Origin of the sequence: Streptomyces sp. NPDC047085 (assembly GCF_040643735.1) — a bacterium.
Taxonomy (GTDB): Bacteria; Actinomycetota; Actinomycetes; order Streptomycetales; family Streptomycetaceae; genus Streptomyces.
This window is the reverse complement of record NZ_JBEYUW010000003.1, coordinates 25,443-47,037: the sequence shown is the minus strand read 5'-3', so window position 1 is coordinate 47,037 and position 21,595 is coordinate 25,443. Positions and strand designations below refer to the sequence as shown.

Annotated in this window: 21 protein-coding genes and 3 tRNA genes; 4 read left to right on the top strand and 20 right to left on the bottom strand. The window is 69.8% G+C overall.

The annotated features are described in order from the left end of the window. Positions 1-56: 56 nt before the first annotated feature. From rpoB to ABZ865_RS11205, 9 genes are all read right to left on the bottom strand, one after another. Complete coding sequence (gene rpoB / locus ABZ865_RS11245; RefSeq protein WP_361227452.1) at positions 57-3,542, bottom strand: DNA-directed RNA polymerase subunit beta; 3,486 nt, start codon at positions 3,540-3,542, stop codon at positions 57-59. A gap of 571 nt (positions 3,543-4,113) precedes the next feature. After that, entirely contained in the window at positions 4,114-4,497 is a 384-nt protein-coding gene (rplL, locus tag ABZ865_RS11240) for a 50S ribosomal protein L7/L12 (protein WP_361227449.1), read from the bottom strand. A 116-nt stretch (positions 4,498-4,613) separates the two neighbouring features. Next, positions 4,614-5,144 carry a 50S ribosomal protein L10 gene (gene rplJ, locus ABZ865_RS11235; RefSeq protein ID WP_100827740.1) on the bottom strand — a complete coding sequence of 177 codons (531 nt, stop codon included), beginning with the start codon at positions 5,142-5,144 and terminating at the stop codon, positions 4,614-4,616. 322 nt (positions 5,145-5,466) lie between these two features. Beyond that, the gene (locus ABZ865_RS11230) at positions 5,467-6,399 is read right to left on the bottom strand and encodes a hypothetical protein (RefSeq protein ID WP_361227446.1); all 933 of its coding nucleotides are present in this window, start codon (positions 6,397-6,399) and stop codon (positions 5,467-5,469) included. Between the two features lie 177 nt (positions 6,400-6,576). Further along, on the bottom strand, positions 6,577-7,302 hold the full coding sequence (gene rplA, locus ABZ865_RS11225) for a 50S ribosomal protein L1 (protein ID WP_361227443.1): 726 nt from the start codon (positions 7,300-7,302) through the stop codon (positions 6,577-6,579). A 105-nt stretch (positions 7,303-7,407) separates the two neighbouring features. Then, on the bottom strand, positions 7,408-7,842 hold the full coding sequence (rplK, locus tag ABZ865_RS11220; protein ID WP_030747472.1) for a 50S ribosomal protein L11: 435 nt from the start codon (positions 7,840-7,842) through the stop codon (positions 7,408-7,410). Between the two features lie 168 nt (positions 7,843-8,010). Continuing rightward, positions 8,011-8,865 carry a transcription termination/antitermination protein NusG gene (nusG, locus tag ABZ865_RS11215; RefSeq protein ID WP_361227438.1) on the bottom strand — a complete coding sequence of 285 codons (855 nt, stop codon included), beginning with the start codon at positions 8,863-8,865 and terminating at the stop codon, positions 8,011-8,013. A gap of 80 nt (positions 8,866-8,945) precedes the next feature. Beyond that, on the bottom strand, positions 8,946-9,233 hold the full coding sequence (gene secE / locus ABZ865_RS11210; RefSeq protein WP_100827736.1) for a preprotein translocase subunit SecE: 288 nt from the start codon (positions 9,231-9,233) through the stop codon (positions 8,946-8,948). Positions 9,234-9,340: 107 nt separating this feature from the next. Beyond that, positions 9,341-9,413: transfer RNA gene (locus tag ABZ865_RS11205), tRNA-Trp, on the bottom strand. Positions 9,414-9,672: 259 nt separating this feature from the next. On the opposite strand from ABZ865_RS11205, the gene ABZ865_RS11200 reads away from it, so the two are divergent. Next, the gene (locus ABZ865_RS11200) at positions 9,673-10,899 is read left to right on the top strand and encodes a pyridoxal phosphate-dependent aminotransferase (protein ID WP_361227435.1); all 1,227 of its coding nucleotides are present in this window, start codon (positions 9,673-9,675) and stop codon (positions 10,897-10,899) included. Positions 10,900-11,027: 128 nt separating this feature from the next. Beyond that, positions 11,028-12,068 carry an adenosine deaminase gene (locus tag ABZ865_RS11195; protein WP_361227432.1) on the top strand — a complete coding sequence of 347 codons (1,041 nt, stop codon included), beginning with the start codon at positions 11,028-11,030 and terminating at the stop codon, positions 12,066-12,068. On the opposite strand, the gene ABZ865_RS11190 is transcribed toward ABZ865_RS11195, so the two are convergent. Together ABZ865_RS11190 and ABZ865_RS11185 are read right to left on the bottom strand one after the other, a co-directional pair. Further along, positions 12,013-12,720, bottom strand: coding sequence for a hypothetical protein (locus ABZ865_RS11190; protein WP_361227429.1), 708 nt, complete (start codon positions 12,718-12,720; stop codon positions 12,013-12,015). The genes ABZ865_RS11195 and ABZ865_RS11190 overlap by 56 nt on opposite strands. Positions 12,721-12,738: 18 nt before the next feature. After that, complete coding sequence (locus ABZ865_RS11185) at positions 12,739-13,374, bottom strand: helix-turn-helix domain-containing protein (RefSeq protein ID WP_361227426.1); 636 nt, start codon at positions 13,372-13,374, stop codon at positions 12,739-12,741. A 115-nt stretch (positions 13,375-13,489) separates the two neighbouring features. Between ABZ865_RS11185 and ABZ865_RS11180 the strand changes: the two genes are divergently transcribed. Next, positions 13,490-14,122 (top strand): NAD(P)H-binding protein, encoded by a 633-nt coding sequence (locus ABZ865_RS11180; RefSeq protein WP_361227423.1) that lies wholly within the window; start codon positions 13,490-13,492, stop codon positions 14,120-14,122. A gap of 22 nt (positions 14,123-14,144) precedes the next feature. Here the strand turns inward: ABZ865_RS11180 and ABZ865_RS11175 are convergent, their stop codons facing one another. The 9 genes from ABZ865_RS11175 to ABZ865_RS11135 all read right to left on the bottom strand — a co-directional run bounded on the left by ABZ865_RS11175 (position 14,145) and on the right by ABZ865_RS11135 (position 19,621). Beyond that, positions 14,145-15,200, bottom strand: a complete 1,056-nt coding sequence (locus ABZ865_RS11175; RefSeq protein WP_361227420.1) for a UDP-N-acetylmuramate dehydrogenase — start codon at positions 15,198-15,200, stop codon at positions 14,145-14,147. Positions 15,201-15,352: 152 nt separating this feature from the next. Continuing rightward, a complete protein-coding gene (locus tag ABZ865_RS11170; RefSeq protein WP_361227418.1) occupies positions 15,353-15,733 on the bottom strand; it encodes a DUF3291 domain-containing protein in 381 nt (126 codons plus the stop codon). Between the two features lie 92 nt (positions 15,734-15,825). Continuing rightward, a complete protein-coding gene (locus ABZ865_RS11165; RefSeq protein WP_361227415.1) occupies positions 15,826-17,295 on the bottom strand; it encodes a DHA2 family efflux MFS transporter permease subunit in 1,470 nt (489 codons plus the stop codon). Positions 17,296-17,437: 142 nt separating this feature from the next. Further along, positions 17,438-18,007 carry a helix-turn-helix domain-containing protein gene (locus ABZ865_RS11160; RefSeq protein WP_361227412.1) on the bottom strand — a complete coding sequence of 190 codons (570 nt, stop codon included), beginning with the start codon at positions 18,005-18,007 and terminating at the stop codon, positions 17,438-17,440. A gap of 170 nt (positions 18,008-18,177) precedes the next feature. Continuing rightward, a complete protein-coding gene (locus tag ABZ865_RS11155) occupies positions 18,178-18,606 on the bottom strand; it encodes a MaoC family dehydratase (protein WP_361227409.1) in 429 nt (142 codons plus the stop codon). 7 nt (positions 18,607-18,613) lie between these two features. Next, positions 18,614-19,066 carry a MaoC family dehydratase N-terminal domain-containing protein gene (locus ABZ865_RS11150; RefSeq protein WP_361227406.1) on the bottom strand — a complete coding sequence of 151 codons (453 nt, stop codon included), beginning with the start codon at positions 19,064-19,066 and terminating at the stop codon, positions 18,614-18,616. 110 nt (positions 19,067-19,176) lie between these two features. Beyond that, positions 19,177-19,341 (bottom strand): 50S ribosomal protein L33, encoded by a 165-nt coding sequence (gene rpmG, locus ABZ865_RS11145; protein WP_003948671.1) that lies wholly within the window; start codon positions 19,339-19,341, stop codon positions 19,177-19,179. An 88-nt stretch (positions 19,342-19,429) separates the two neighbouring features. Beyond that, a tRNA-Met gene (locus ABZ865_RS11140) sits at positions 19,430-19,502 on the bottom strand. Positions 19,503-19,548: 46 nt separating this feature from the next. Next, positions 19,549-19,621 (bottom strand) — tRNA-Thr (locus tag ABZ865_RS11135). 423 nt (positions 19,622-20,044) lie between these two features. Here ABZ865_RS11135 and ABZ865_RS11130 point away from each other — a divergent pair. Then, positions 20,045-21,322 (top strand): amidohydrolase family protein, encoded by a 1,278-nt coding sequence (locus ABZ865_RS11130; RefSeq protein WP_361227403.1) that lies wholly within the window; start codon positions 20,045-20,047, stop codon positions 21,320-21,322. The last annotated feature ends 273 nt before the right edge of the window (positions 21,323-21,595 follow it).

The window sequence follows — 21,595 nt, the reverse complement described above, 5'->3', positions numbered from 1 at the left end:
ACGGGGGCCTGGGGGTCGGCGGGGCCCTTGTGGGTCAGGGCCCCGCCGGACTCCCGTCAGACCTCTTCGACGCTGCTCGGCTCGCGCCGGGACAGGTCGATGCCGAGCTCCTCCGCAGCGCGGAAGACGTCCTCGTCGGTGTCACGCATCTCGATGGACATACCGTCGCTGGACAGCACCTCCACGTTCAGGCAGAGCGACTGCATCTCCTTGATGAGCACCTTGAAGGACTCGGGGATGCCGGGCTCCGGGATGTTCTCGCCCTTGACGATGGCCTCGTAGACCTTCACGCGGCCGGTGACGTCGTCGGACTTGATGGTCAGCAGCTCCTGGAGCGCGTAGGCGGCGCCGTAGGCCTCGAGGGCCCACACCTCCATCTCGCCGAAGCGCTGGCCACCGAACTGGGCCTTACCACCCAGCGGCTGCTGGGTGATCATCGAGTACGGGCCGGTCGAACGGGCGTGCAGCTTGTCGTCGACCAGGTGGTGCAGCTTGAGGATGTACATGTACCCGACCGAGATCGGGTCCGGGAACGGCTCACCGGAGCGGCCGTCGAACAGCCGCGCCTTACCGGTCGGCAGGACCATGCGGTCGCCGTCGCGGTTCGGGCGGGTGTTCTCCAGCAGACCCGCGAGCTCGTCCTCACGCGCACCGTCGAAGACCGGGGTCGCGACGTTCGTACGAGGCTGAACGTCGTCGGCGCCGATCACCTGCAGACGCTGGGCCCACTCCTCGCTCAGGCCGGAGACGTCCCAGCCCTGGCTGGCGAGCCAGCCGAGGTGGATCTCCAAGACCTGTCCCGGGTTCATTCGGGACGGGACACCCAGCGGGTTGAGGATGATGTCGACCGGGGTGCCGTCCTCCAGGAACGGCATGTCCTCGATCGGCAGGATCTTGGAGATGACACCCTTGTTGCCGTGACGGCCGGCGAGCTTGTCACCGTCGGTGATCTTGCGCTTCTGGGCCACGTAGACGCGGACCAGCTGGTTCACGCCCGGCGGCAGCTCGTCGCCCTCCTCGCGGTCGAAGACGCGCACGCCGATGACCTTGCCGGTCTCGCCGTGCGGCACCTTCAGCGAGGTGTCACGGACCTCACGGGCCTTCTCGCCGAAGATCGCGCGCAGCAGACGCTCCTCGGGGGTCAGCTCGGTCTCACCCTTCGGGGTGACCTTGCCGACGAGGATGTCACCGGCGATGACCTCGGCACCGATACGGATGATGCCGCGCTCGTCCAGGTCGGCGAGGACCTCCTCGGAGACGTTCGGGATGTCCCGGGTGATCTCCTCGGGGCCGAGCTTGGTGTCACGGGCGTCGACCTCGTGCTCCTCGATGTGGATCGAGGAGAGGACGTCGTCCTGCACGAGGCGCTGCGACAGGATGATCGCGTCCTCGTAGTTGTGACCCTCCCACGGCATGAACGCCACGAGCAGGTTCTTGCCCAGGGCCATCTCGCCGTTCTCGGTGGCCGGACCGTCGGCGAGGACCTGGCCCTCGACGACCCGGTCGCCCTCGTTGACGATGACCTTCTGGTTGACCGAGGTGCCCTGGTTGGAGCGGGCGAACTTGTGCAGGCGGTACGTGATGTACGTGCCGTCGTCGTTGGCGGTGGTGATGTAGTCCGCGGAGACCTCCTGGACGACACCCGCCTTCTCGGCCTTGACCACGTCGCCGGCGTCGACGGCGGAGCGGTACTCCATGCCGGTGCCGACGAGCGGGGCCTCGGACTTAATCAGCGGCACGGCCTGACGCATCATGTTCGCGCCCATGAGGGCACGGTTGGCGTCGTCGTGCTCGAGGAAGGGGATCATGGCGGTCGCGACCGACACCATCTGGCGCGGCGAGACGTCCATGTAGTCCACGTCCTCGGGGCCGACGTAGTCGACCTCGCCGCCACGGCGGCGGACCAGGACGCGGCTCTCCTCGAAGCGGAGGTCGCTGGTCAGCGGCGCGTTGGCCTGCGCGATGACGAAGCGGTCCTCCTCGTCGGCGGTCAGGTAGTCGACCTCGTCGGTGACCTGGCCGTCGTTGACCTTGCGGTACGGGGTCTCGACGAAGCCGAACGCGTTGACCCGGCCGTAGGAGGCGAGCGAGCCGATCAGACCGATGTTCGGGCCTTCGGGCGTCTCGATCGGGCACATACGGCCGTAGTGCGACGGGTGCACGTCACGGACCTCGAAGCCGGCCCGCTCACGGGAGAGACCACCCGGGCCAAGAGCCGACAGACGGCGCTTGTGGGTGAGACCCGACAGCGGGTTGTTCTGGTCCATGAACTGGGACAGCTGGCTGGTGCCGAAGAACTCCTTGATGGAGGCGACGACCGGCCGGATGTTGATCAGGGTCTGCGGCGTGATCGCCTCGACGTCCTGAGTGGTCATGCGCTCGCGCACGACGCGCTCCATACGAGCCAGACCCGTGCGGACCTGGTTCTGGATGAGCTCGCCGACGCTGCGCAGGCGGCGGTTGCCGAAGTGGTCGATGTCGTCCGTCTCGACAACGATCGTCTCGCCGGAGTCGCCGACCGTCTCGGTCTCGCCCGCGTGCAGCTTGACCAGGTACTTGATCGTCGAGATGACGTCCTCGACGGTCAGGATGCCCGCGTCGAGCGGGGCGTCCGCACCCAGCTTCTTGTTGACCTTGTAGCGGCCGACCTTGGCCAGGTCGTAGCGCTTCGGGTTGAAGTAGAGGTTCTCGAGCAGCGTCTGCGCGGCCTCACGCGTGGGGGGCTCGCCCGGACGCAGCTTGCGGTAGATGTCGAGCAGCGCGTCGTCCTGGCCCTGGGTGTGGTCCTTCTCCAGGGTGGCGCGCATGGACTCGTACTCGCCGAACTCCTCGAGGATCTGCTCGGTGGTCCAGCCGAGCGCCTTGAGCAGCACGGTGACGGACTGCTTGCGCTTGCGGTCGATGCGGACACCGACCATGTCGCGCTTGTCGATCTCCATCTCCAGCCAGGCACCCCGGGACGGGATGATCTTGGCGGAGAAGATGTCCTTGTCGGACGTCTTGTCGATGGAGGAGTCGAAGTAGACACCGGGGGAACGAACCAGCTGCGACACCACGACACGCTCGGTGCCGTTGATGACGAAAGTGCCCTTGTTCGTCATGAGCGGGAAGTCGCCCATGAAGACGGTCTGGGACTTGATCTCGCCGGTCTCGTTGTTGGTGAACTCAGCCGTGACGAAGAGCGGGGCGGCGTACGTGAAGTCGCGCTCCTTGCACTCGTCGATGGAGTTCTTCGGCGGCTCGAAGCGGTGGTCCCGGAACGTCAGGGACATCGACCCGGAGAAGTCCTCGATCGGGGAGATCTCCTCGAAGATCTCCTCCAGACCGGACTTGGTGGGGACGTCCTGACCGTTCTCCAGAGCCTCCTCGACCCGAGTCTGCCAGGCGGTGTTGCCGAGCAGCCAGTCGAAGCTCTCGGTCTGCAGCGCGAGCAGGTTCGGAACCTCGAGGGGCTCCTTGATCTTTGCAAAAGAGATGCGCAGCGGGGCGGTGCTGGCGCCGTTGTTCGTATTCGCGGTCGAGGCAGTGCGCGAGGCGGCCAAGAGGGGGTCCTTCCGAGGGCTCGGACTCACTACGCGCGTACCGGTCCCCCTCCCGTACACAGAGACGGAAACCCCAGGTCAGGGGGGCTTCGGTCATCGGTGCTCGAGTGAGGGCAGACCCCTGGTGACGGGCAGGGGACAGCTAACAGGCAGCGCAAAGGGTCAGTGTAGCCAGTTGCCACACTGATGTCCAGTCCCGAGTTTCTGAGACCCTCGTTGTTCTCAACGCCCTCGTCAACGCCCTCGGCATGCCTGCCCTCAACGCACGTTGATACTGCCCTCTTCGTCGTCGATCCATGCCTCGGATTCGGATCCTTGTGACGACGCGTCCTGAGAATTGCGCGCTGCGTGCGGTTCGTCAAGGCCCCCCTGCCGGAACAGGGCCGTCCTGAGACACGACGAAGATCACCATACCCCTCGCCCTCGCGAGTGCAAGGCAACCGTGGACGGCTCTCCGAACACGCCGAAGAGCGACCACCCGGATGGATGATCGCTCTTCGGTGCGTTCGCGTTACAGCCCTAGGAGGCCGTACTCAGCGCGCGGAGAGAGTCGCGGAGACTCGACGAGGTCTTACTTGACCTCGACGGAGGCACCGGCGCCCTTGAGGGCCTCGGCGGCCTTGTCGGCGGCCTCCTTGTTGACCTTCTCGAGGACCGGCTTCGGGGTGCCGTCGACGAGGTCCTTGGCCTCCTTCAGACCCAGGGAGGTCAGCTCACGCACGACCTTGATGACCTGGATCTTCTTCTCGCCGGCGCCGGTGAGGATGACGTCGAACTCGTCCTTCTCCTCGACGGCCTCGGCCGGGGCGCCGGGGACGGCGGGGCCGGCAACGGCGACGGCCGCGGCGGCGGTGACGTCGAACTTCTCCTCGAAGGCCTTCACGAACTCGGAGAGCTCGATGAGGGTCATCTCCTCGAACTGGGCGAGCAGGTCTTCCTGGCTGAGCTTCGCCATGATGGCGGTCCTTCCACTCAAATCGGCAGGTGCCGGATGTACTGGGTAAGGCGGGCGTACGTCGGCCCGCTAGACCCTCGCCACGTCACGCGGCGAGGATCGGAAAGCGAGCCGAATTACTCGGCACCGCCCTGCTCGTCCCGCTTGGCACGAAGAGCGTCCACGGTGCGGACGAGCTTCGAGGGAAGCGCCTGGAAGAGCTGAGCAGCCTGAGACTGCTTGCCCTTGAAGGCACCCGCCAGCTTGGAGAGCAGAACCTCGCGGGACTCGAGGTCCGCAAGCTTCTTGATCTCGTCGGCGGACAGCGCCTTGCCTTCAAGGACACCGCCCTTGATGACGAGATTCGGGTTGTCCTTGGCGAAGTCACGGAGACCCTTCGCCGACACCACCGGGTCACCGGTGATGAAGGCGACAGCCGTCGGACCATTGAACTGGTCGTCCAGCGTCGTGATCCCGGCCTCGTTGGCCGCAATCTTGGTCAGCGTGTTCTTCACCACGGCGTACTGGGCGTTCTCACCGAGCGACCGGCGCAGCGTCTTGAGCTGCGCCACGGTGAGACCGCGGTACTCGGTCAGCACGGCGGCGTTCGAGTTGCGGAACTTGTCCGTCAGCTCGGCAACCGCGGCAGCCTTGTCGGGCCTCGCCATAGAGCCTCGGCCTCCTTCCGGGTGATTCGGACCGCGCGGACCCGAAGGAGGACTGGGCAAAACGAAACGCCCCGGCGCAGGCGCACGGGGCGGACTCGACCGGCCGCATACGCGCGAGCGCGTCTGCTCCGGGAGTTCTTCCACTGTCACCTGCGCGGGTCGCCCACTTTTCAGCGGATCCTTCGGCCACCGCACCTTCGTTCGAGGGCGCGGCAACGACCAGCGGTCTTTGGCTTCTGTGGAAGAGTACGGGACCGGGGCACCGGCTGGCAAATCGGGCCTGCGGCGGCCCCGGTCCCTGTCATCCGAAGGCGGTACCGCCTCAGGAGGCAGCGCTGCTGCTACCGCTGCTGGTGCCGGCGCTGCCCGGCGTCATCCCGCCGGAGCGCATCAGGTCCTTGAAGTCCTTGGTGTCGGCGGCCGGGGGCGCCTCGGCGGCCACCTCGACGCCGTAGTCGCTGTAGTAGGCCGTGCTGACCATGGGGCCGTTCATCATGTCGGCCTTCTCGGTCTTCTTGACCATCAGGTCCTGGTCGTTGATCCAGATGTCGACGGTCTCGGTGGTGACGCCGGCCTTGTCGAGCTGCTTCTTCAGGGAGTCCAGCTGGGAGGCGGTGAGGTTGTGGTTGGTCTTGTCGGCCAGGTCGGCCACGTTCAGCTTGCCCGAGTAGTGCGTGGTGTGCTGGCCGGAGACCGTCTCCTCGCCGACCTTCTTCACGTCACCGGAGGCCAGCAGCATGTTCACCGACTGGCTCGGCGTGCTGTTCTGCATCTGGTCCTTCATGTACGCGCCGGAGCCGCCGCCGAGCCGGGCGAGGTCGGCGTACGCGTACCTGATCCAGTGCTTGCCGCCGTACTGCCGGGCGAACGCGTCGCTCATCTTGGCGTAGTAGGCGTCCGGCAGGTACCGGGCCTGCATCGACGCCGTGCCGGCCTTGCGCATCATCTCGGCCAGCCGACCGCCGGTGTAGGTGATCGTGAGGTTGCCCTTGAGGCCGTCGCCCCAGGCGAGGGCGCCGTCGGCCGACATCTTCACGGCGGTGCCGATCTCCATGGTCGAGCGGACCTTGGCCGACTCCGCCTTGTCGGTGGACTTCTCCACGGAGCGCAGGGCCGCGATGGGGCTGACGCGCGTCACGCTCTTGCCGACCGCCTTGTCGCTCTTGGCGGAGTCCGTGCCGCAGGCCGCCACCCCGGCCAGCGCGGTCACCACGGCGATCGAGAGGCTCACCCGGCGAACGGTCGTGCTCTTCATGTAGTCCCCACCCCTATGCGTGTCCTGTACCTGCACCGTAGCCAAGACCACTGACAGTCGTACGAAAGGTCCTACAAAGAGGCCCCCACAAAGGAAGGACGGACCCCGCACCTCGAAGGTTGCGGGGTCCGCCCTTTTGCTTACGCGCCCTTGACGCGGCTACCGGGTGAGCGGGGCTCAGACGGCGGCCGGGTCCTCCTCGACGAGGAGGTTGCGGGTGCGGTTCGGGTCGACCGGGATGCCGGGGCCCATCGTGGTGGTGATGGCGGCCTTCTTGATGTAGCGACCCTTGGCGGCGGACGGCTTCAGACGGAGGATCTCCTCCAGCGCGGCGCCGTAGTTCTCCACCAGCTTGGAGTCGTCGAACGACGTCTTGCCGATGATGAAGTGCAGGTTCGAGTGCTTGTCGACGCGGAACTCGATCTTGCCGCCCTTGATGTCGGTGACGGCCTTGGCGGTGTCGGGGGTGACGGTGCCGGTCTTCGGGTTCGGCATCAGACCACGGGGGCCGAGGACGCGGCCGAGGCGGCCGACCTTGCCCATGAGGTCCGGGGTGGCGACGACGGCGTCGAAGTCCAGACGGCCCTTCGCCACCTCGTCGATCAGCTCGTCGGCGCCGACGATGTCGGCGCCCGCGGCACGCGCGGCCTCGGCACGCTCACCGGTCGCGAAGACCAGGACCCGGGCGGTCTTGCCGGTGCCGTGCGGAAGGTTCACGGTGCCACGGACCATCTGGTCGGCCTTGCGCGGGTCGACACCCAGACGGAAGGCGACCTCGACGGTGCCGTCGAACTTGGTCGTGGAGGTCTCCTTGGCGAGACGGACGGCCTCGAGCGGGGCGTACAGCTTCTCCCGGTCGACCTTGGCGTCCGCAGCGCGGAGAGCCTTGCTGCGCTTGCTCACAACTGCTCCTGTGTGTTCTGAGAGGAGTCGTGGTGTACGGGCCGAGCAGGCCCTACCACGTGCGGCTGCCTGTCCGGCAGCTGCATGGTTCTACGAAGGTGGGGTTCAGCCCTCGACCGTGACGCCCATGGAACGCGCGGTACCGGCGATGATCTTCGCGGCGGCGTCCAGGTCGTTGGCGTTGAGGTCGGGCATCTTCGTCTGGGCGATCTCGCGGACCTGCGCCTCGGTGATCTTGGCGACCTTGGTCTTGTGCGGCTCGCCGGAGCCCTTCTCGACACCCGCGGCCTTGAGGATCATCTTGGCGGCCGGCGGCGTCTTGGTGACGAAGGTGAAGGAGCGGTCCTCGTAGACCGTGATCTCCACCGGGATGACCCAGCCACGCTGCGACTCGGTCGCGGCGTTGTAGGCCTTGCAGAACTCCATGATGTTGACGCCGTGCTGACCCAGCGCCGGGCCGACCGGCGGAGCCGGGTTGGCGGCGCCGGCCTGGATCTGGAGCTTGATGAGCCCCGTGACCTTCTTCTTCTTGGGAGGCATAGCTCTCCGGGTCCTTTCAATTCGGGTCCTGCCCGCTTCCGGGGACCACCCGGACGCAGGCATACCGCACAACGATAACGGGTATGGATGTGCGGCCAAAAACCGAGCAGGTCAGACAGGCTTCGACAGCCTGCCCGACCTGCTTCGGAGGCGTGGGTCCAGAAGGAACTAGTTCTTCTGGATCTGGTCGAAGCTCAGCTCGACCGGGGTCTCGCGGCCGAAGATCTCCACGAGGCCCTTGACCTTCTTCGAGTCGGGGTTGATCTCGTTGATGGTGGCCTGGAGCGTGGCGAACGGGCCGTCCGTGACGGTGACCGAGTCGCCGACCTCGAAGTCCAGCACCTGGACCTCGACCTTGCGCTGCGGGGCGGGCTTGCCCTCGGCCTCGGCGGCCTCGCGGGCGGCCTTCTCCTCGGCCTCCGGGGCGAGCATCTTGACGATCTCGTCCAGGGTCAGCGGGTAGGGGTCGTAGGCGTTGCCGACGAAGCCGGTGACACCCGGGGTGTTGCGGACGACGCCCCAGGACTCGTTCGTCAGGTCCATGCGGACCAGGACGTAACCCGGCAGCTTGTTCTGCTTGATCGTCTTGCGGTCGCCGTTCTTGATCTGGACGACCTCTTCCTGCGGCACCTCGGCCTGGAAGATGTAGTCCTCGACGTTCAGCGAGACGGCGCGCTGCTCCAGGTTGGTCTTCACGCGGTTCTCGTAACCGGCGTAGGTGTGGATGACGTACCACTCGCCGGGCAGGGTGCGCAGTTCCTCGCGCAGGGCCTCGACCGGGTCGACGGGCTCGGCCGGCTCTTCCTCGACGACCTCGGCGGCGGCTTCCTCGCCGGCCTCGGCCTCGACGTTCTCGTCCTCGTCCTCGGCCTCGGCGTGCAGCGCGGCCTCCTCGGCCGGCTCGCCCGCCTCGGTCTCGGCAGCCTCGAACTCGTCCTGCTCGTCCGCGCCCTCGACGATGTCGAGCTCGTCGTCCACCGTCTCGTCCGGCTCGATGGCGTCGTTCAGGTTCGGGTCAGACACGATGGCTGCTTCTTCCTGGATACATAGGGGTGGAACATGCGAAAACGGGCGCCGGTACCACGGCGCCCTTCGCTCTTGGCTCAGCCGAAGACGTACTTGGCCGCGTGGTTGAGCCCATAGTCAATCACGGTCACCAGGGCGATCATGATGGCGACGAAGAAGATCACCACCGTGGTGTACGACGTCAGCTGGTTCCGCGTCGGCCAGACGACCTTGCGGAGCTCCGCGACGATCTGGCGGTAGAAGGTGGCGAGCCGCTTCAGCGGGCCCTTCTTGGCGCGCTTACCGCCCTTGCGGGCCTTCTTCTTGGTCTCCAGCGCCTCGTCCTGGGCATCAGGCGTGTCGATGGAGCCCACGGCGTCCGTCATGCTTCCTCACCTGATCCCGGGTCGTGGCCGTGCCGCGCCCGGTTCCTGAGCCGCACGGCGGTGCATTGCTGTACGTACATGCGCACACATCCTGGCGGTGTGTGTAGCAGGGCCGGAGGGACTTGAACCCCCAACCGCCGGTTTTGGAGACCGGTGCTCTACCAATTGAGCTACGACCCTTTGTTCGTCCCCAACTTACCGCATCCGGGCGAGTGCTCGGTGTGCACCGGCTGTACGGCGGTTGCTGGAAGCCAACGAGGTGAGAGTGTACGTGGTCCGGGGCCCGGCGTCGAACAGAAAGTGCCCGGCCGGAGCCACGCGACCGAAGATCGTCCTGGCCGGGGGCCGGATTCGCACCCCTGTTCACGCCTCGACCCGTTGCTGTTCAGTCCGTGAAACCCGTGTGCCGGGGTGGTTTCCGGTCTGAAACGATGGCCCCATGAGCGCTGCAACCCCTCCCACCGAGCGCCGGGTCTCCGCCCGAGTCGGCGCGATCTCCGAGTCCGCCACCCTCGCCGTGGACGCCAAGGCCAAGGCCCTCAAGGCCGCCGGGCGTCCGGTGATCGGCTTCGGCGCCGGTGAGCCCGACTTCCCGACCCCGGACTACATCGTCGAGGCCGCGATCGAGGCCTGCAAGAACCCGAAGTACCACCGCTACACGCCGGCCGGCGGCCTGCCCGAGCTGAAGGCCGCGATCGCCGCGAAGACGCTGCGCGACTCCGGCTGGGAGCCCGACGTCTCGCAGATCCTGGTCACCAACGGCGGCAAGCAGGCCATCTACGAGGCGTTCGCCGCGATCCTCGACCCGGGCGACGAGGTCATCGTCCCGGCGCCGTACTGGACGACGTACCCCGAGTCGATCCGCCTGGCCGGCGGCGTCCCGGTGGAGGTCGTCGCCGACGAGACGACCGGCTACCGCGTCTCCGTCGAGCAGCTGGAGGCGGCGCGCACGGAGAAGACGAAGGTCGTGCTCTTCGTCTCCCCGTCCAACCCGACCGGCGCGGTGTACTCCGAGGCCGAGACCGAGGCGATCGGCCGCTGGGCCGTCGAGCACGGCCTGTGGGTGCTCACCGACGAGATCTACGAGCACCTCGTCTACGGCGACGCGGCCTCCGTGTCCATGCCGGCGCTGCTGCCCGAGCTGCGCGACAAGTGCATCGTGGTCAACGGCGTGGCGAAGACGTACGCCATGACCGGCTGGCGCGTGGGCTGGGTCATCGGCCCCAAGGACGTGATCAAGGCCGCGACGAACCTTCAGTCGCACGCCACCTCGAACGTCTCCAACGTGGCCCAGGTGGCCGCGCTGGCCGCCGTCTCCGGCGACCTGGACGCCGTGGCGACGATGCGCGAGGCCTTCGACCGGCGCCGCAGGACGATCGTGCGGATGCTCAACGAGATCGAGGGCGTGGTCTGCCCCGAGCCCGAGGGCGCCTTCTACGCCTACCCGTCGGTCAAGGGCCTGCTCGGCAAGGAGATCCGCGGCAAGCGCCCGAAGGACACCGTCGAGCTGGCCGCGCTGATCCTGGAGGAGGCCGAGGTCGCGGTCGTCCCGGGCGAGGCCTTCGGTACGCCGGGTTACCTGCGGCTGTCGTACGCGCTCGGTGACGAGGACCTCGTCGAGGGCGTGAGCCGGATGCAGAAGCTGCTGGCGGAGGCGCGGGACTGACGTCCCTCGCGGTACGCGCGCGTGCGGGCCGTCTCCCTGCGGGGAGGCGGCCCGTTTCTGTGTGCGAGCAAGACCACGAACGGGGAAACGGCTACCCGAGGGGCATCCGCGTACGGCAGGATCTTTGGATGGAGCGTGTACGTGATCTCTCTGAGCTGCCGAAAGCCCATCTGCACCTGCACTTCACCGGCTCGATGCGGCCCGGAACCGTCCTGGAGCTGGCCGACAAGTACGGCGTACGCCTGCCCGAGACGCTGACGGAGGCGCTGACCAGCGGCGAGCCGCCGAAGCTCCGGGCCACGGACGAGCGGGGCTGGTTCCGTTTCCAGCGGCTGTACGACGCGGCGCGCTCGTGCCTCAGGGAGCCCGAGGACATCCAGCGGCTGGTCCGGGAGGCCGCCGAGGAGGATCTGAAGGACGGCTCGGGCTGGCTGGAGATCCAGGTGGACCCGACGTCGTACGCGCCCCGGCTCGGCGGCCTGATCCCGGCGCTGGAGATCATCCTGGACGCCGTGGAGACGACGTCCCGGGAGACCGGGCTTGGAATGCGGGTGCTGGTGGCGGCCAACCGGATGAAGCACCCGCTGGACGCACGCACGCTGGCCCGGCTGGCGGTGCGGTACGCGGACCGGGGCGTGGTGGGCTTCGGGCTGTCCAACGACGAGCGGCGGGGCATGGCCCGGGACTTCGACCGGGCCTTCCACATCGCCCGGGAGGGCGGCCTGCTGTCGGCCCCGCACGGCGGCGAGCTGACCGGCCCGGCGTCGGTGCGTGACTGCCTGGACGACCTGCACGCCTCGCGGATCGGCCACGGGGTGCGGGCGGCGGAGGACCCGCGGTTGCTGAAGCGGCTGGCGGACCGGGGCGTGACCTGCGAGGTCTGCCCGGCCTCGAACGTGGCGCTCGGCGTCTACGAGAAGCCGGAGGACGTCCCGCTGCGCACCTTCTTCGAGGCCGGCGTGCCGATGGCCCTCGGCGCCGACGACCCGCTGCTCTTCGGTTCCCGCCTCACCGCCCAGTACGAGATCGCGCGCCACCAGCACGCCTTCACGGACGCGGAGCTCGCGGAACTGGCCCGCCAGTCGGTGCGGGCCTCGGCGGCCCCGGAGGACGTCAAGGCGCGGATGCTGGCCGGCGTCGACGACTGGCTGGTGCGCCCGGTGGCCTGAAGTGGCCGTAGGGCGGATAGGGCTTGAAGCAGACCAGGACGTCGACGGAGTGCCCGCCGCCGGGCGGCTGGACCAGCGCCGGCAGCTCCGCCATCAGCGCCATGCGTCCCTTGGCCACCCGCTTCTGATGCGGCCCCCGGCCGGCGGCGTGGGCGAGCCAGGTGGCGGTCTCGGCGAAGACGTCCCGGCTGCCGAACAGGAAGAACGTGCGGGCGTGCGTGGCGTGCCGCAGCTCGTCCCGGAAGCCGGGCCGTTCCCGGCGCTCGCGCCAGGCGGCGGCGTCCCGCGCGGTGCGCGCCTCGTCGGTGCGGACGGTCAGCGGGGTGCCCGGCCCCAGTCCGCGGCGCAGCTCGGGCCACTTGGCGGCGCGCAGGCCGAGGGTGTGGTGGGCCAGGACGAGGTCGACGCGTTCGCCCTGGCCCTCGTCGGGCGGGACGCCGTCGCGCAGCGGGACATGGACGATCGTGTGCCGGGAGTAGGCGGCGAAGGAGAACAGGCCCGCGAGCCGGTTCAGCCCGTCGTGGTCGCCCAGCAGCAGGCCGATGGGTTCGGGGGCGCGCAGGGAGGTGTGGCGCAGCGGCTGCCGGGGCTGGACGACACGGTGCTCGTGCGGGCCCGTCCTGGGCCGGAACTCCCGCAGCCTCAGCCGCATGTGCGATGCCTCATCGGCTCAGGGTCGCGGGCGGTCGGCGTCCTCCGCAACGGGATTGTGCGGGGTGATCCCGGCCAGCAGGGTGCGGGCGAGCCGGGTGGCGAAGGCGTCGACGGGCGGGCGGGCGCCGTCGGGGGTGGCGTCGTAGGCGAAGGCGCGCTGGGCGCAGGCGCCGAGGAGCAGGGAGGCGGCCGCGAAGGTGTCGGCGTCGGCGCGGACCCGGCCGGCGGCCTGTTCGGCGCGCAGGTAGGCGTCCAGGCCCTCGATCGGCCGGTGCGGGCCTGAGCCGATCTTCCGCAGGGCGTCGTCGTGGCGCCGCTTGAGCTGCTGCTCGGCGTACAGGGAGGCCGCGATCGGGAAGCTCTGCTCGTAGAAGAGGGCGGCCTGGCGGGCGATCTCGGTGAGGTTGTCCTCCAGGGTGCCCTGGCCGGGCTCGGCCGCGAGGCTGCTGAGCAGGGGGGTCAGGCGGGGCAGGCGTTCGGCGAGGACGCGGACGAACAGGTCCTCCTTGCTGTCGAAGTGCTTGTACAGGGCCGCCTCGGAGCAGCCGGCCGCGCGGGCGATCTCCTTGGTGGTGGCGCGGGCGAGGCCGATGGTGAGCATGAGCTCGTGGGCGGCGTCGAGGATGCGGACGCGGGCCGGCTTCGTCTGCATGGGTGTCCAATCGGCCTTGACGGGTGGGTGAGTGCTTACCCACTCTAGAAGAAGCCAGGGTGAGTGAATGCTCACCCACCTGTCCGTCTCCATTTCATGGAGCAGGGGAGACACCATGAAACTCACCGTTTTCGGCGCCACGGGAGGGATCGGCCGAGAGCTGGTCCGCCAGGGCCTGGACGCCGGCCACGAGGTCACGGCCGTCGTACGGGACCCCGCCCGGCTCACGGTCACCGGCGACCGCCTGGAGGTCGTCCGCGCCGGCCTCACCGATCCGCAGGAGCTGCGCGCGGCCGTCGTCGGCCGCGACGCGGTCCTGTCCGGCCTGGGCGCGCGCAGCCGCAAGGACGCCGGGGTGGCCGCCCGGCTCACCCGTACGGTCCTGGGCGCGATGGAGGCCGAGGGGGTACGACGGCTGCTGGTGGTCAGCGCCGGCCCGGTCGGCCCCGCCCCCGAGGGCGACGGCCTCCTGGACCGCGGGATGCGCGGCCTCGTGTCGGCGATCCTCAAGGACGTCTACGCCGACCTGCGCGAGATGGAGGCCGAGCTGGCGCGCAGCGGCACGGACTGGACGTCCGTGCGGCCGCCGCGCCTGCAGAACAAGCCGCTCACCGGCCACTACCGCACGGTCATCGGCGGCTTCCCGCAAGCGGGCCGGTTCATCGCGCGCGCGGACGTCGCGCACGCGATGCTGTCGATGATCGACGACGAGGGGACGGTGAAGCAGGGCGTGGGGGTGGCGTACTGAGCGGCTCGTACGGCTCGTACGGCTACAGGCTGACGCCGATCGTCACCGGCTCGTTGACCAGGGTGATCCCGAAGGCCTCGCGGACTCCGGCGACGACCTCGCGGGCCAGGGCCAGCAGGTCCTCGGTGGTGGCGTCGCCCCGGTTGGTGAGGGCGAGCGTGTGCTTGGTGGAGATGCGGGCGGGCCCGGTGCCGTAGCCCTTGGTGAAGCCCGCCTTGTCGATCAGCCAGGCGGCGGAGGTCTTGGTACGGCCCTCCCCCGCCGGGTAGGCGGGCGGCTCGACGCCCTCGCCGAGGCGCTCGCGCACGCGCGCGTGGAACGCGGCGAAGTGCTCGTCGGTGAGGATCGGGTTGGTGAAGAAGGACCCAGCGGACCAGGTGTCGTGGTCCTCGGGGTCGAGGACCATGCCCTTGCCGGCGCGCAGCTTCAGCACGGTCTCGCGGGCGGCGGCCAGCGGCACCCGGTCGCCGGGCTCCACACCGAGCGCGCGGGCCGCCTCGGCGTACCGGACCGGGGCCGACAGCCCGTCCGCGTCCTCCAGCTCGAAGCGGACGCGCAGGACGACATAGCGCTCCGGGTCGGCCTTGAAGCGGCTGTGGCGGTACGAGAAGGCGCACTCCTCGTTGGTCAGCGTGACGGTCTCGCCGGCCCGGCGGTCGTACGCGATCACCTCGGTGATCGTGGAGGAGACCTCCTGGCCGTAGGCGCCCACGTTCTGGATCGGGGTGGCGCCCGCGGAGCCCGGGATGCCGGCCAGGCACTCGATGCCGGCGAGTCCGGCCTCGACGGTGCGGGCGACGGCGTCCGTCCAGACCTCGCCGGCCGCCAGCTCGAGCGTGGTGCCGCGCAGCTCGACGCCGCGGGTGGCGATGCGCAGGGCGGTGCCGTCGAAGCCCTTGTCGCCGATGACCAGGTTGGATCCGCCGCCGATGACCAGCAGCGGGGTCCGGCTGTCGTCGGCCTCGCGGACGGCGTCGATCACCTCGGCGTCGGTGGTGGCGGTGACCAGCCGGGCCGCGGGGCCGCCCAGCCGGAAGGTGGTCAGCGGGGCGAGGGGGGCGTCGTGGAGTACCTGCACGCGCCCAAGACTACGAGACGGCACCGACAGCCCGGCCGCACCGGGGCCCAGCTCGCGCCCCGCGCGCGTGGGGCCCGATCCGGAAACGCGTCAGGGCCCCGATCCGGATATCGGGGCCCACGCGCGCGTGCTGGTGATGGTCGCCCGGCGGCTCAGCTCAGCCGCCGCATGGCCTCGGGCCAGCTCACCGGCAGGTCCTCGCCCGGCGCCTGCCAGCTGGCGAACTTCGCGTCCCGCATCGCGGGGGCGAGGCCGCGGGAGGCGGGCGCGTGGGCGCCGGAGCGGGCGAAAGCGCGCAGCGCGTCCGGCGACTCCCAGGCGGACAGGGTCCAGAAGGTCCGCCGCAGCGGCTGTGCCTTCAGCGACGCCCCGTAGGCGCCGGGCGCCCGGCCGACCTGCCGCCACACGCCCGGTGTGCGCAGGAAGAACTTGAGGGCGCCCCAGAGCGTGCGGGTCTCGAACCGCGAGGCGAAGACGTGCACCTCGGCGCCGGCCGGCGGGGCGGCCGGTGTGATCCAGGGCAGGGTGGGCATGTCCGTTGTCCTTCCGTTCGCGTGTCGTGTCAGTGCGTGTGTCGTACGGGCCGGTTCGCGTGCCGTACGGGTCAGTGCACGTGTCGTACGGGTCAGTGGGAGAGGGTCTCGACGGCCGGCGCGGGAGCCTGCTCGGTCGCGGCCGCGGCCACGACCGAGTCGCTCCGCCCGCCCCGCCGGGCGGCCGGGATCATCAGGGCGGCGACGGCGGCCAGGGCGATCACCCCGGAGCCGGTGACCAGGGCGGGCCGCAGGCCGTCCACGAAGGCCTGGGCGCTCTCGTAGCCGCCCTGTGCGGAGAAGATCGACGACATGACCGCGATGCCGAGCGCGCCGCCCACTTCGCGCAGCGCGTTGTTCGCGCCGGAGGCGATGCCCTGCTCCTTGGGCAGGACGCTGGACATGACCAGGTTGGAGGCCGGCGCGAAGAACAGGGCCATGCCGACGCCGCTGATGATCAGCCCGGGCAGCTGGGCCGCGTAGGAGACGTCGGCGGTGATCACGGAGGCCAGGTAGCCGAGGCCGGCGGCCTGCAGGAAGAGGCCGGCGGCGACGACCGGGCGGCCGCCGACGCGGTCGGAGAGGATGCCGGCGATCGGCGCGACGAGCATCGGCATGCCGGTCCAGGGCAGCATCCGCAGGCCCGCCTCGGTGGGCGAGTAGCCGAGCACGCCCTGCATGTACTGGCTGAGCAGGAAGATCGAACCGAACATCCCGAGGAACATCAGCAGGCTGGCCGCGTTGATCCCGGAGAAGGCGCGGGAGCGGAACAGCCGCATGGGGAGCATGGGGTTCTCGGCGCGGGCGCTGTAGAGGACGAAACCGACGAGCAGGGAGCCGCCCGCGAACAGCGCGGTGAGCACGAGGGTGCCGGTCCAGCCGTCGACCGGGCCGCGTACGAGCCCGTACACGATCCCGAAGAGGCCGCCGCTGCCGAGCAGGGTGCCGGGGAGGTCGAGCCGGGCGCCGGTGCCGTAGGACTCGGCCAGGCGCAGGCGGGCGAGCGGCAGCAGGGCCAGGCCGAGCGGGACGTTCAGCCAGAAGATCCAGTGCCAGGAGACGTGTTCGGTGAGGCTGCCGCCGATGAGGGGCCCGGAGGCGACCGCGAGGCCGTTGACGGCGCCCCAGATGCCGTACGCCATACCGCGCCTGGCGGCGGGCACGGCCGCGGTCAGCAGGGTGAGGGTGAGCGGCATCATGACGGCCGCGCCGACGCCCTGGACCGCGCGGGCCGCGATGAGGGAGTCGATGCCGGGGGCCATGGCCGCGGCGGCGGAGGCGCCGGTGAAGACGGTGAGCCCGGCGAGGAAGAGCCGGCGGCGTCCGAAGCGGTCGCCGAGCGCGGCGCCGAACATCAGCAGGACGGCGAAGGTGAGCGTGTAGGCGCTCACGGTCCACTCCAGATCGTCCAGCGCGCCGCCGAGGTCCTTGCGGATCGAGGGCAGGGCGGTGGTGACGACGAGGTTGTCGAGGGCCGCCATGAATCCGGCGACGCTGGTGATGACGAGGGCCCAGACGACTCCCCCGCGTGCTGCGCTGTCCTGTGCGGTCTGCTGTGACATCGCTCCCCCAGTGCGTTGAGCGTGATCGGTGGTTGGCACCTGATCGATGGTTAGTAATTGATGACTAACTTTTGCGGCCACGAAAAAGGCGGGGTCCCGCCTTTCCTCGCGGCTTCCTCGCGACTTCCTCGCGGTTTCGCGCCTACTTCTCCAGCCGGCCGTCGTACCGCGCCGACGGATAGAGCCCCTCCCAGACCCGGTGCTCCGGGGGGAACCCCATGGCCACCAGGCAGTTGATGAGCATTCCGTACGCCATGAACGTCGTCGTCTCGCCGATGTCGGCGCCGAGCGGCAGGTGGACGGTGTCCCACAGACGCATCCAACCGGCGCGCACCGCCTCGCCGAACTCGTGATCCCCGGCCTCCTCGGCCGCGGCCACCGCGACGTACATCTGCATCTGCATCATCAGCCGCTCGGGCCGCTCCGCGATGACCGCGGTGTACGCGTTCGCCATGGCATGCAGCGCCTCTTCGCCCTCGAGCCCTTTGGAGGCCTCCTCGAAGGTGCGGATGGTGTCCTCCACGCACCGCTCGGCCGCGGCCAGGAAGATCGCCTTCTTGCCCGGGAAGAGCCGGAAGAGGTACGGCTGCGAGACGCCGACCCGCTTGGCGATCGCCTCGGTGGAGGTGCCGTAGTACCCGCCGCGCGCGAACTCGCTCATCGCCGCGCGGATGACACTCTCGCGCCGCTCTTCTGCGCTCATCCTGACCATGGGTCGTAAGTTAGTACTCAATCACTAACTAAGTCAAGAAGTCGGGTGGGCCGGCCCCCGGCATGCGTAAGGGGCGCCGCGCCACGGGCGACGCCCCTTACACCTCTGCCTCAGAACGTCACGGGATGCCTCAGCACCTCACGGGACGCCTCAGCACCTCACGGGAGCCGTCAGGCCAGCCGTACGACCGCCCGGGACATGCCCAGCACCTTCTGGCCACCGCTGGTCGCGGTCAGGTCCACGCGTACCGTGTTGTCGTCGAGCTTGGCCGCGACCTTGCCGCTGACCTCGATCTCGGCGCCCTTGTCATCGTTGGGCACGACGACCGGCTTGGTGAAGCGGACGCCGTAGTCCACGACCGCGCCCGGGTCCCCGGTCCAGTCGGTGACCACGCGGATCGCCTCGGCCATGGTGAACATGCCGTGCGCGATGACGTCCGGCAGGCCCACCTCCTTGGCGAACTTCTCGTTCCAGTGGATGGGGTTGAAGTCCCCGGAGGCGCCCGCGTAGCGCACCAGCGTGGCGCGGGTCACCGGGAAGGTCTGCGCCGGCAGTTCGGTGCCGACCTCGACGTCGTCGTACGCGATCTTCGCCGTCATCGGTACCTCACGCCTCCTCGGCCGCGCGGGCCACCAGCTTGGTCCAGGCGGTCACCACGTGCTCGCCCGCCTCGTCGTGCACCTCACCCCGGATGTCCAGGATGTCGTTGCCCGCCATCGACTTCACGGCCTCGATGGTCGAGGTCACGGTGAGTCGATCACCCGCGCGCACCGGGCGGCTGTAGGCGAACTTCTGGTCGCCGTGCACCACACGGCTGTAGTCCAGGCCGAGCTGCGGGTCCTCGACGACCTGTCCGGCGGCCCGGAAGGTGATGGAGAACACGAAGGTCGGCGGAGCGATCACATCCGAGTACCCGAACGCCTTGGCGGCCTCCGGATCCGTGTACGCGGGGTTGGTCTCCCCGACCGCCTCGGCGAACTCACGGATCTTCTCCCGGCCCACCTCATAGGGCGCGGTGGGCGGATAGGTCCGCCCCACGAAGGACTGGTCGAGCGCCATGCCCGGCACCTCCTGGTCTCACTGGTCTCAAGCGGCGTGTTCTCAGCGGTGTGTGAAACGACATGAGGCCGCCCCCCAACTGCGGGGGCGGCCTCATGTACGAGCCTGATTTATCGCGTCTCGCGGTGCGCGGTGTGCGCGTTGCAACGCGGGCAGTGCTTCTTCATCTCAAGACGGTCCGGGTTGTTACGCCGGTTCTTCTTGGTGATGTAGTTCCGCTCCTTGCACTCCACGCAGGCCAGCGTGATCTTCGGGCGGACGTCGGTGGCAGCCACGTGAGTGCTCCTTGACGAACGGATGGGTTATTCAACGCAAGAAAGAGTAGCCGATCGAAGGACCGACCCCGCAATCGGCTACTGTCAGTAGCGGTGACCGGACTTGAACCGGTGACACAGCGATTATGAGCCGCTTGCTCTACCGACTGAGCTACACCGCTTTGATGTGATCGTTTCCCGCCTTGCGGCGGGAACCTCTCACACCAGAGCCCCAATACGGAATCGAACCGTAGACCTTCTCCTTACCATGGAGACGCTCTGCCGACTGAGCTATTGGGGCGAGCGATGAAGACATTACACGGTCCGCCGCCGTTCACCCAAATCCGTATCCGGTCGCCCGGTCCGTGCCCCGTCCGTGCCCTGTCCGGGTCCTGAGCGGGCGCCGTCCGGCGCCGTCCCAGGGCTCCCCGGGGCCTCCCGAGTCCCGTCGGAACGCGCGTCACACGCGCGTGCGGCGCACGCCACGCGCGCGGGCGACACGCGTACCGCCTGGGGTGGACCACGCCGGTACGACTATTGCGCTCCTCCGCGTCACGGGGGCGCCGCGACCCTAGGCTCGACTCACTCTGCGTGATCTTGAGTCCGCCGCATTCCCGAGCCGTCGCGGCCTCGAGTCCCGTCCGAGTCGCGTCCAAGCCCCGTCCGAGTCCAGGCCGCCTGCTCCGACCCCGCCCCCGAGCCCTGCCCCGCCCTCTGGAGTCCGATGCCCGACAGCCAGCCGCAGCCGCACCCGCCGTCGAACTCGTCGTCGAACTCGCCGGGTCCCTCGGGGCAGCCCGACCCGGCCGGACTGCTGCTGTGCGGGGCGCGGCTCACCGACGGCCGGACGGTGGACGTGCGGCTGGGCGGCGGGCGCATCGAGGCGGTCGGCACGGCCGGCAGCCTGGCCCGGGGCCCGCTCCGCGCCGGCGCCGCGCGCGTGGACCTCAGTGGCTATCTGCTCCTGCCGGCCCCGGCCGAGCCGCACGCCCACGGCGACACCGCGCTGTCCGCCGAACACCCCGGACCGGTCTCGTACGCCCCCGAGGACGTCCAGCGCCGGACGACGGAGGCGGCCCTGCTCCAGCTCGGACACGGGGCGACGGCGGTACGCGCGCACGTGCGCGTCGGCGACGTCCAGGGGCTGGGCGCGCTGGGCGCGGTCCTGCAGGCCCGGCGTTCGCTGCGGGGGCTCACGGAGCTGACCACGGTGGCGATGCCTCGGCTGCTGACCGGGGCGGCCGGCGCCGAAGGGCTCGCGATGCTGCGGGACGCGGTGAAGATGGGCGCCTCCGTGGTGGGCGGCTGCCCGGACCTGGACCCCGATCCCACGGGCTACGTGGAGGCGGTCCTGGAGGTGGCCTCCGAGCACGGCTGCCCGGTGGACCTGCACACGGACGCCGCCGACCCGGCCCGGCTGTCCCGGCTCGCGGCCATGGCGGGCGGCCTGCGCCCCGGCGTGGCGATCGGTCCGTGCGCCGGTCTCGGGCGCCTGCCCGCCGAGTCGGCCGCCCGGCTCGCCGACCAGCTCGCGGCGGCCGGCGTGACGGTGGTGTGCCTGCCCCAGGGCGGCTGCGGCGGCGCCGACCGCCGGGGCACCACCCCGGTACGGCTCCTGCGCGCGGCGGGGGTGCGCGTGGCGGCTGGCAGCGGTGCTCTCCGGGACGTCGCCAACCCCGTCGGCCGCGGCGACCCCCTGGAGGCCGCCTACCTCCTCGCCTCCGCGCACGGTCTGCGCCCGCAGGACGCCTACGACGCGGTGAGCGCCTCGGCCCGCGCCGCCCTGGGCCTGCCCGAGGTGCGCGTGGAGGCCGGTTTCCCCGCCGAACTCCTCGCTGTACGCGGTGACCATCTCGCGGGCGCCCTCTCCCTCGCCTACAGCCGCCTCGTGGTGCACCGGGGCCGTGTGGTCGCCCGCACGAGCGCGGTCCGCGAGTACTGCAACTCGGCAGCGGCGGCGGAACTGGGACTGCCGCGACAGGGGCGGGGAGAGGTGTCGTAGGCGAGGGGAGCGGTCGCGGGCCGGAGAGTGGTCGTAACGGCGGCTGAGGCGGGGTGGGGCGGCCTGTGGCGACTACGAGGGGCTTGTGGGCGGCGAAAGCCGGGCGGAGCCGTCGTAGCGCCCCTGACGGCTGAGCGAGCCGACCTGCATGACCCCGTGGCGGCTGAGCAGGCCGTCATGACCTCTGTGGCAATGCGAGCGGAGGCCCTCGTAACGCCTGTCGCTCGCGGCGTCAACTCGTGCGGCGGATGGGGCTTTGCGGGCGTACGGTCG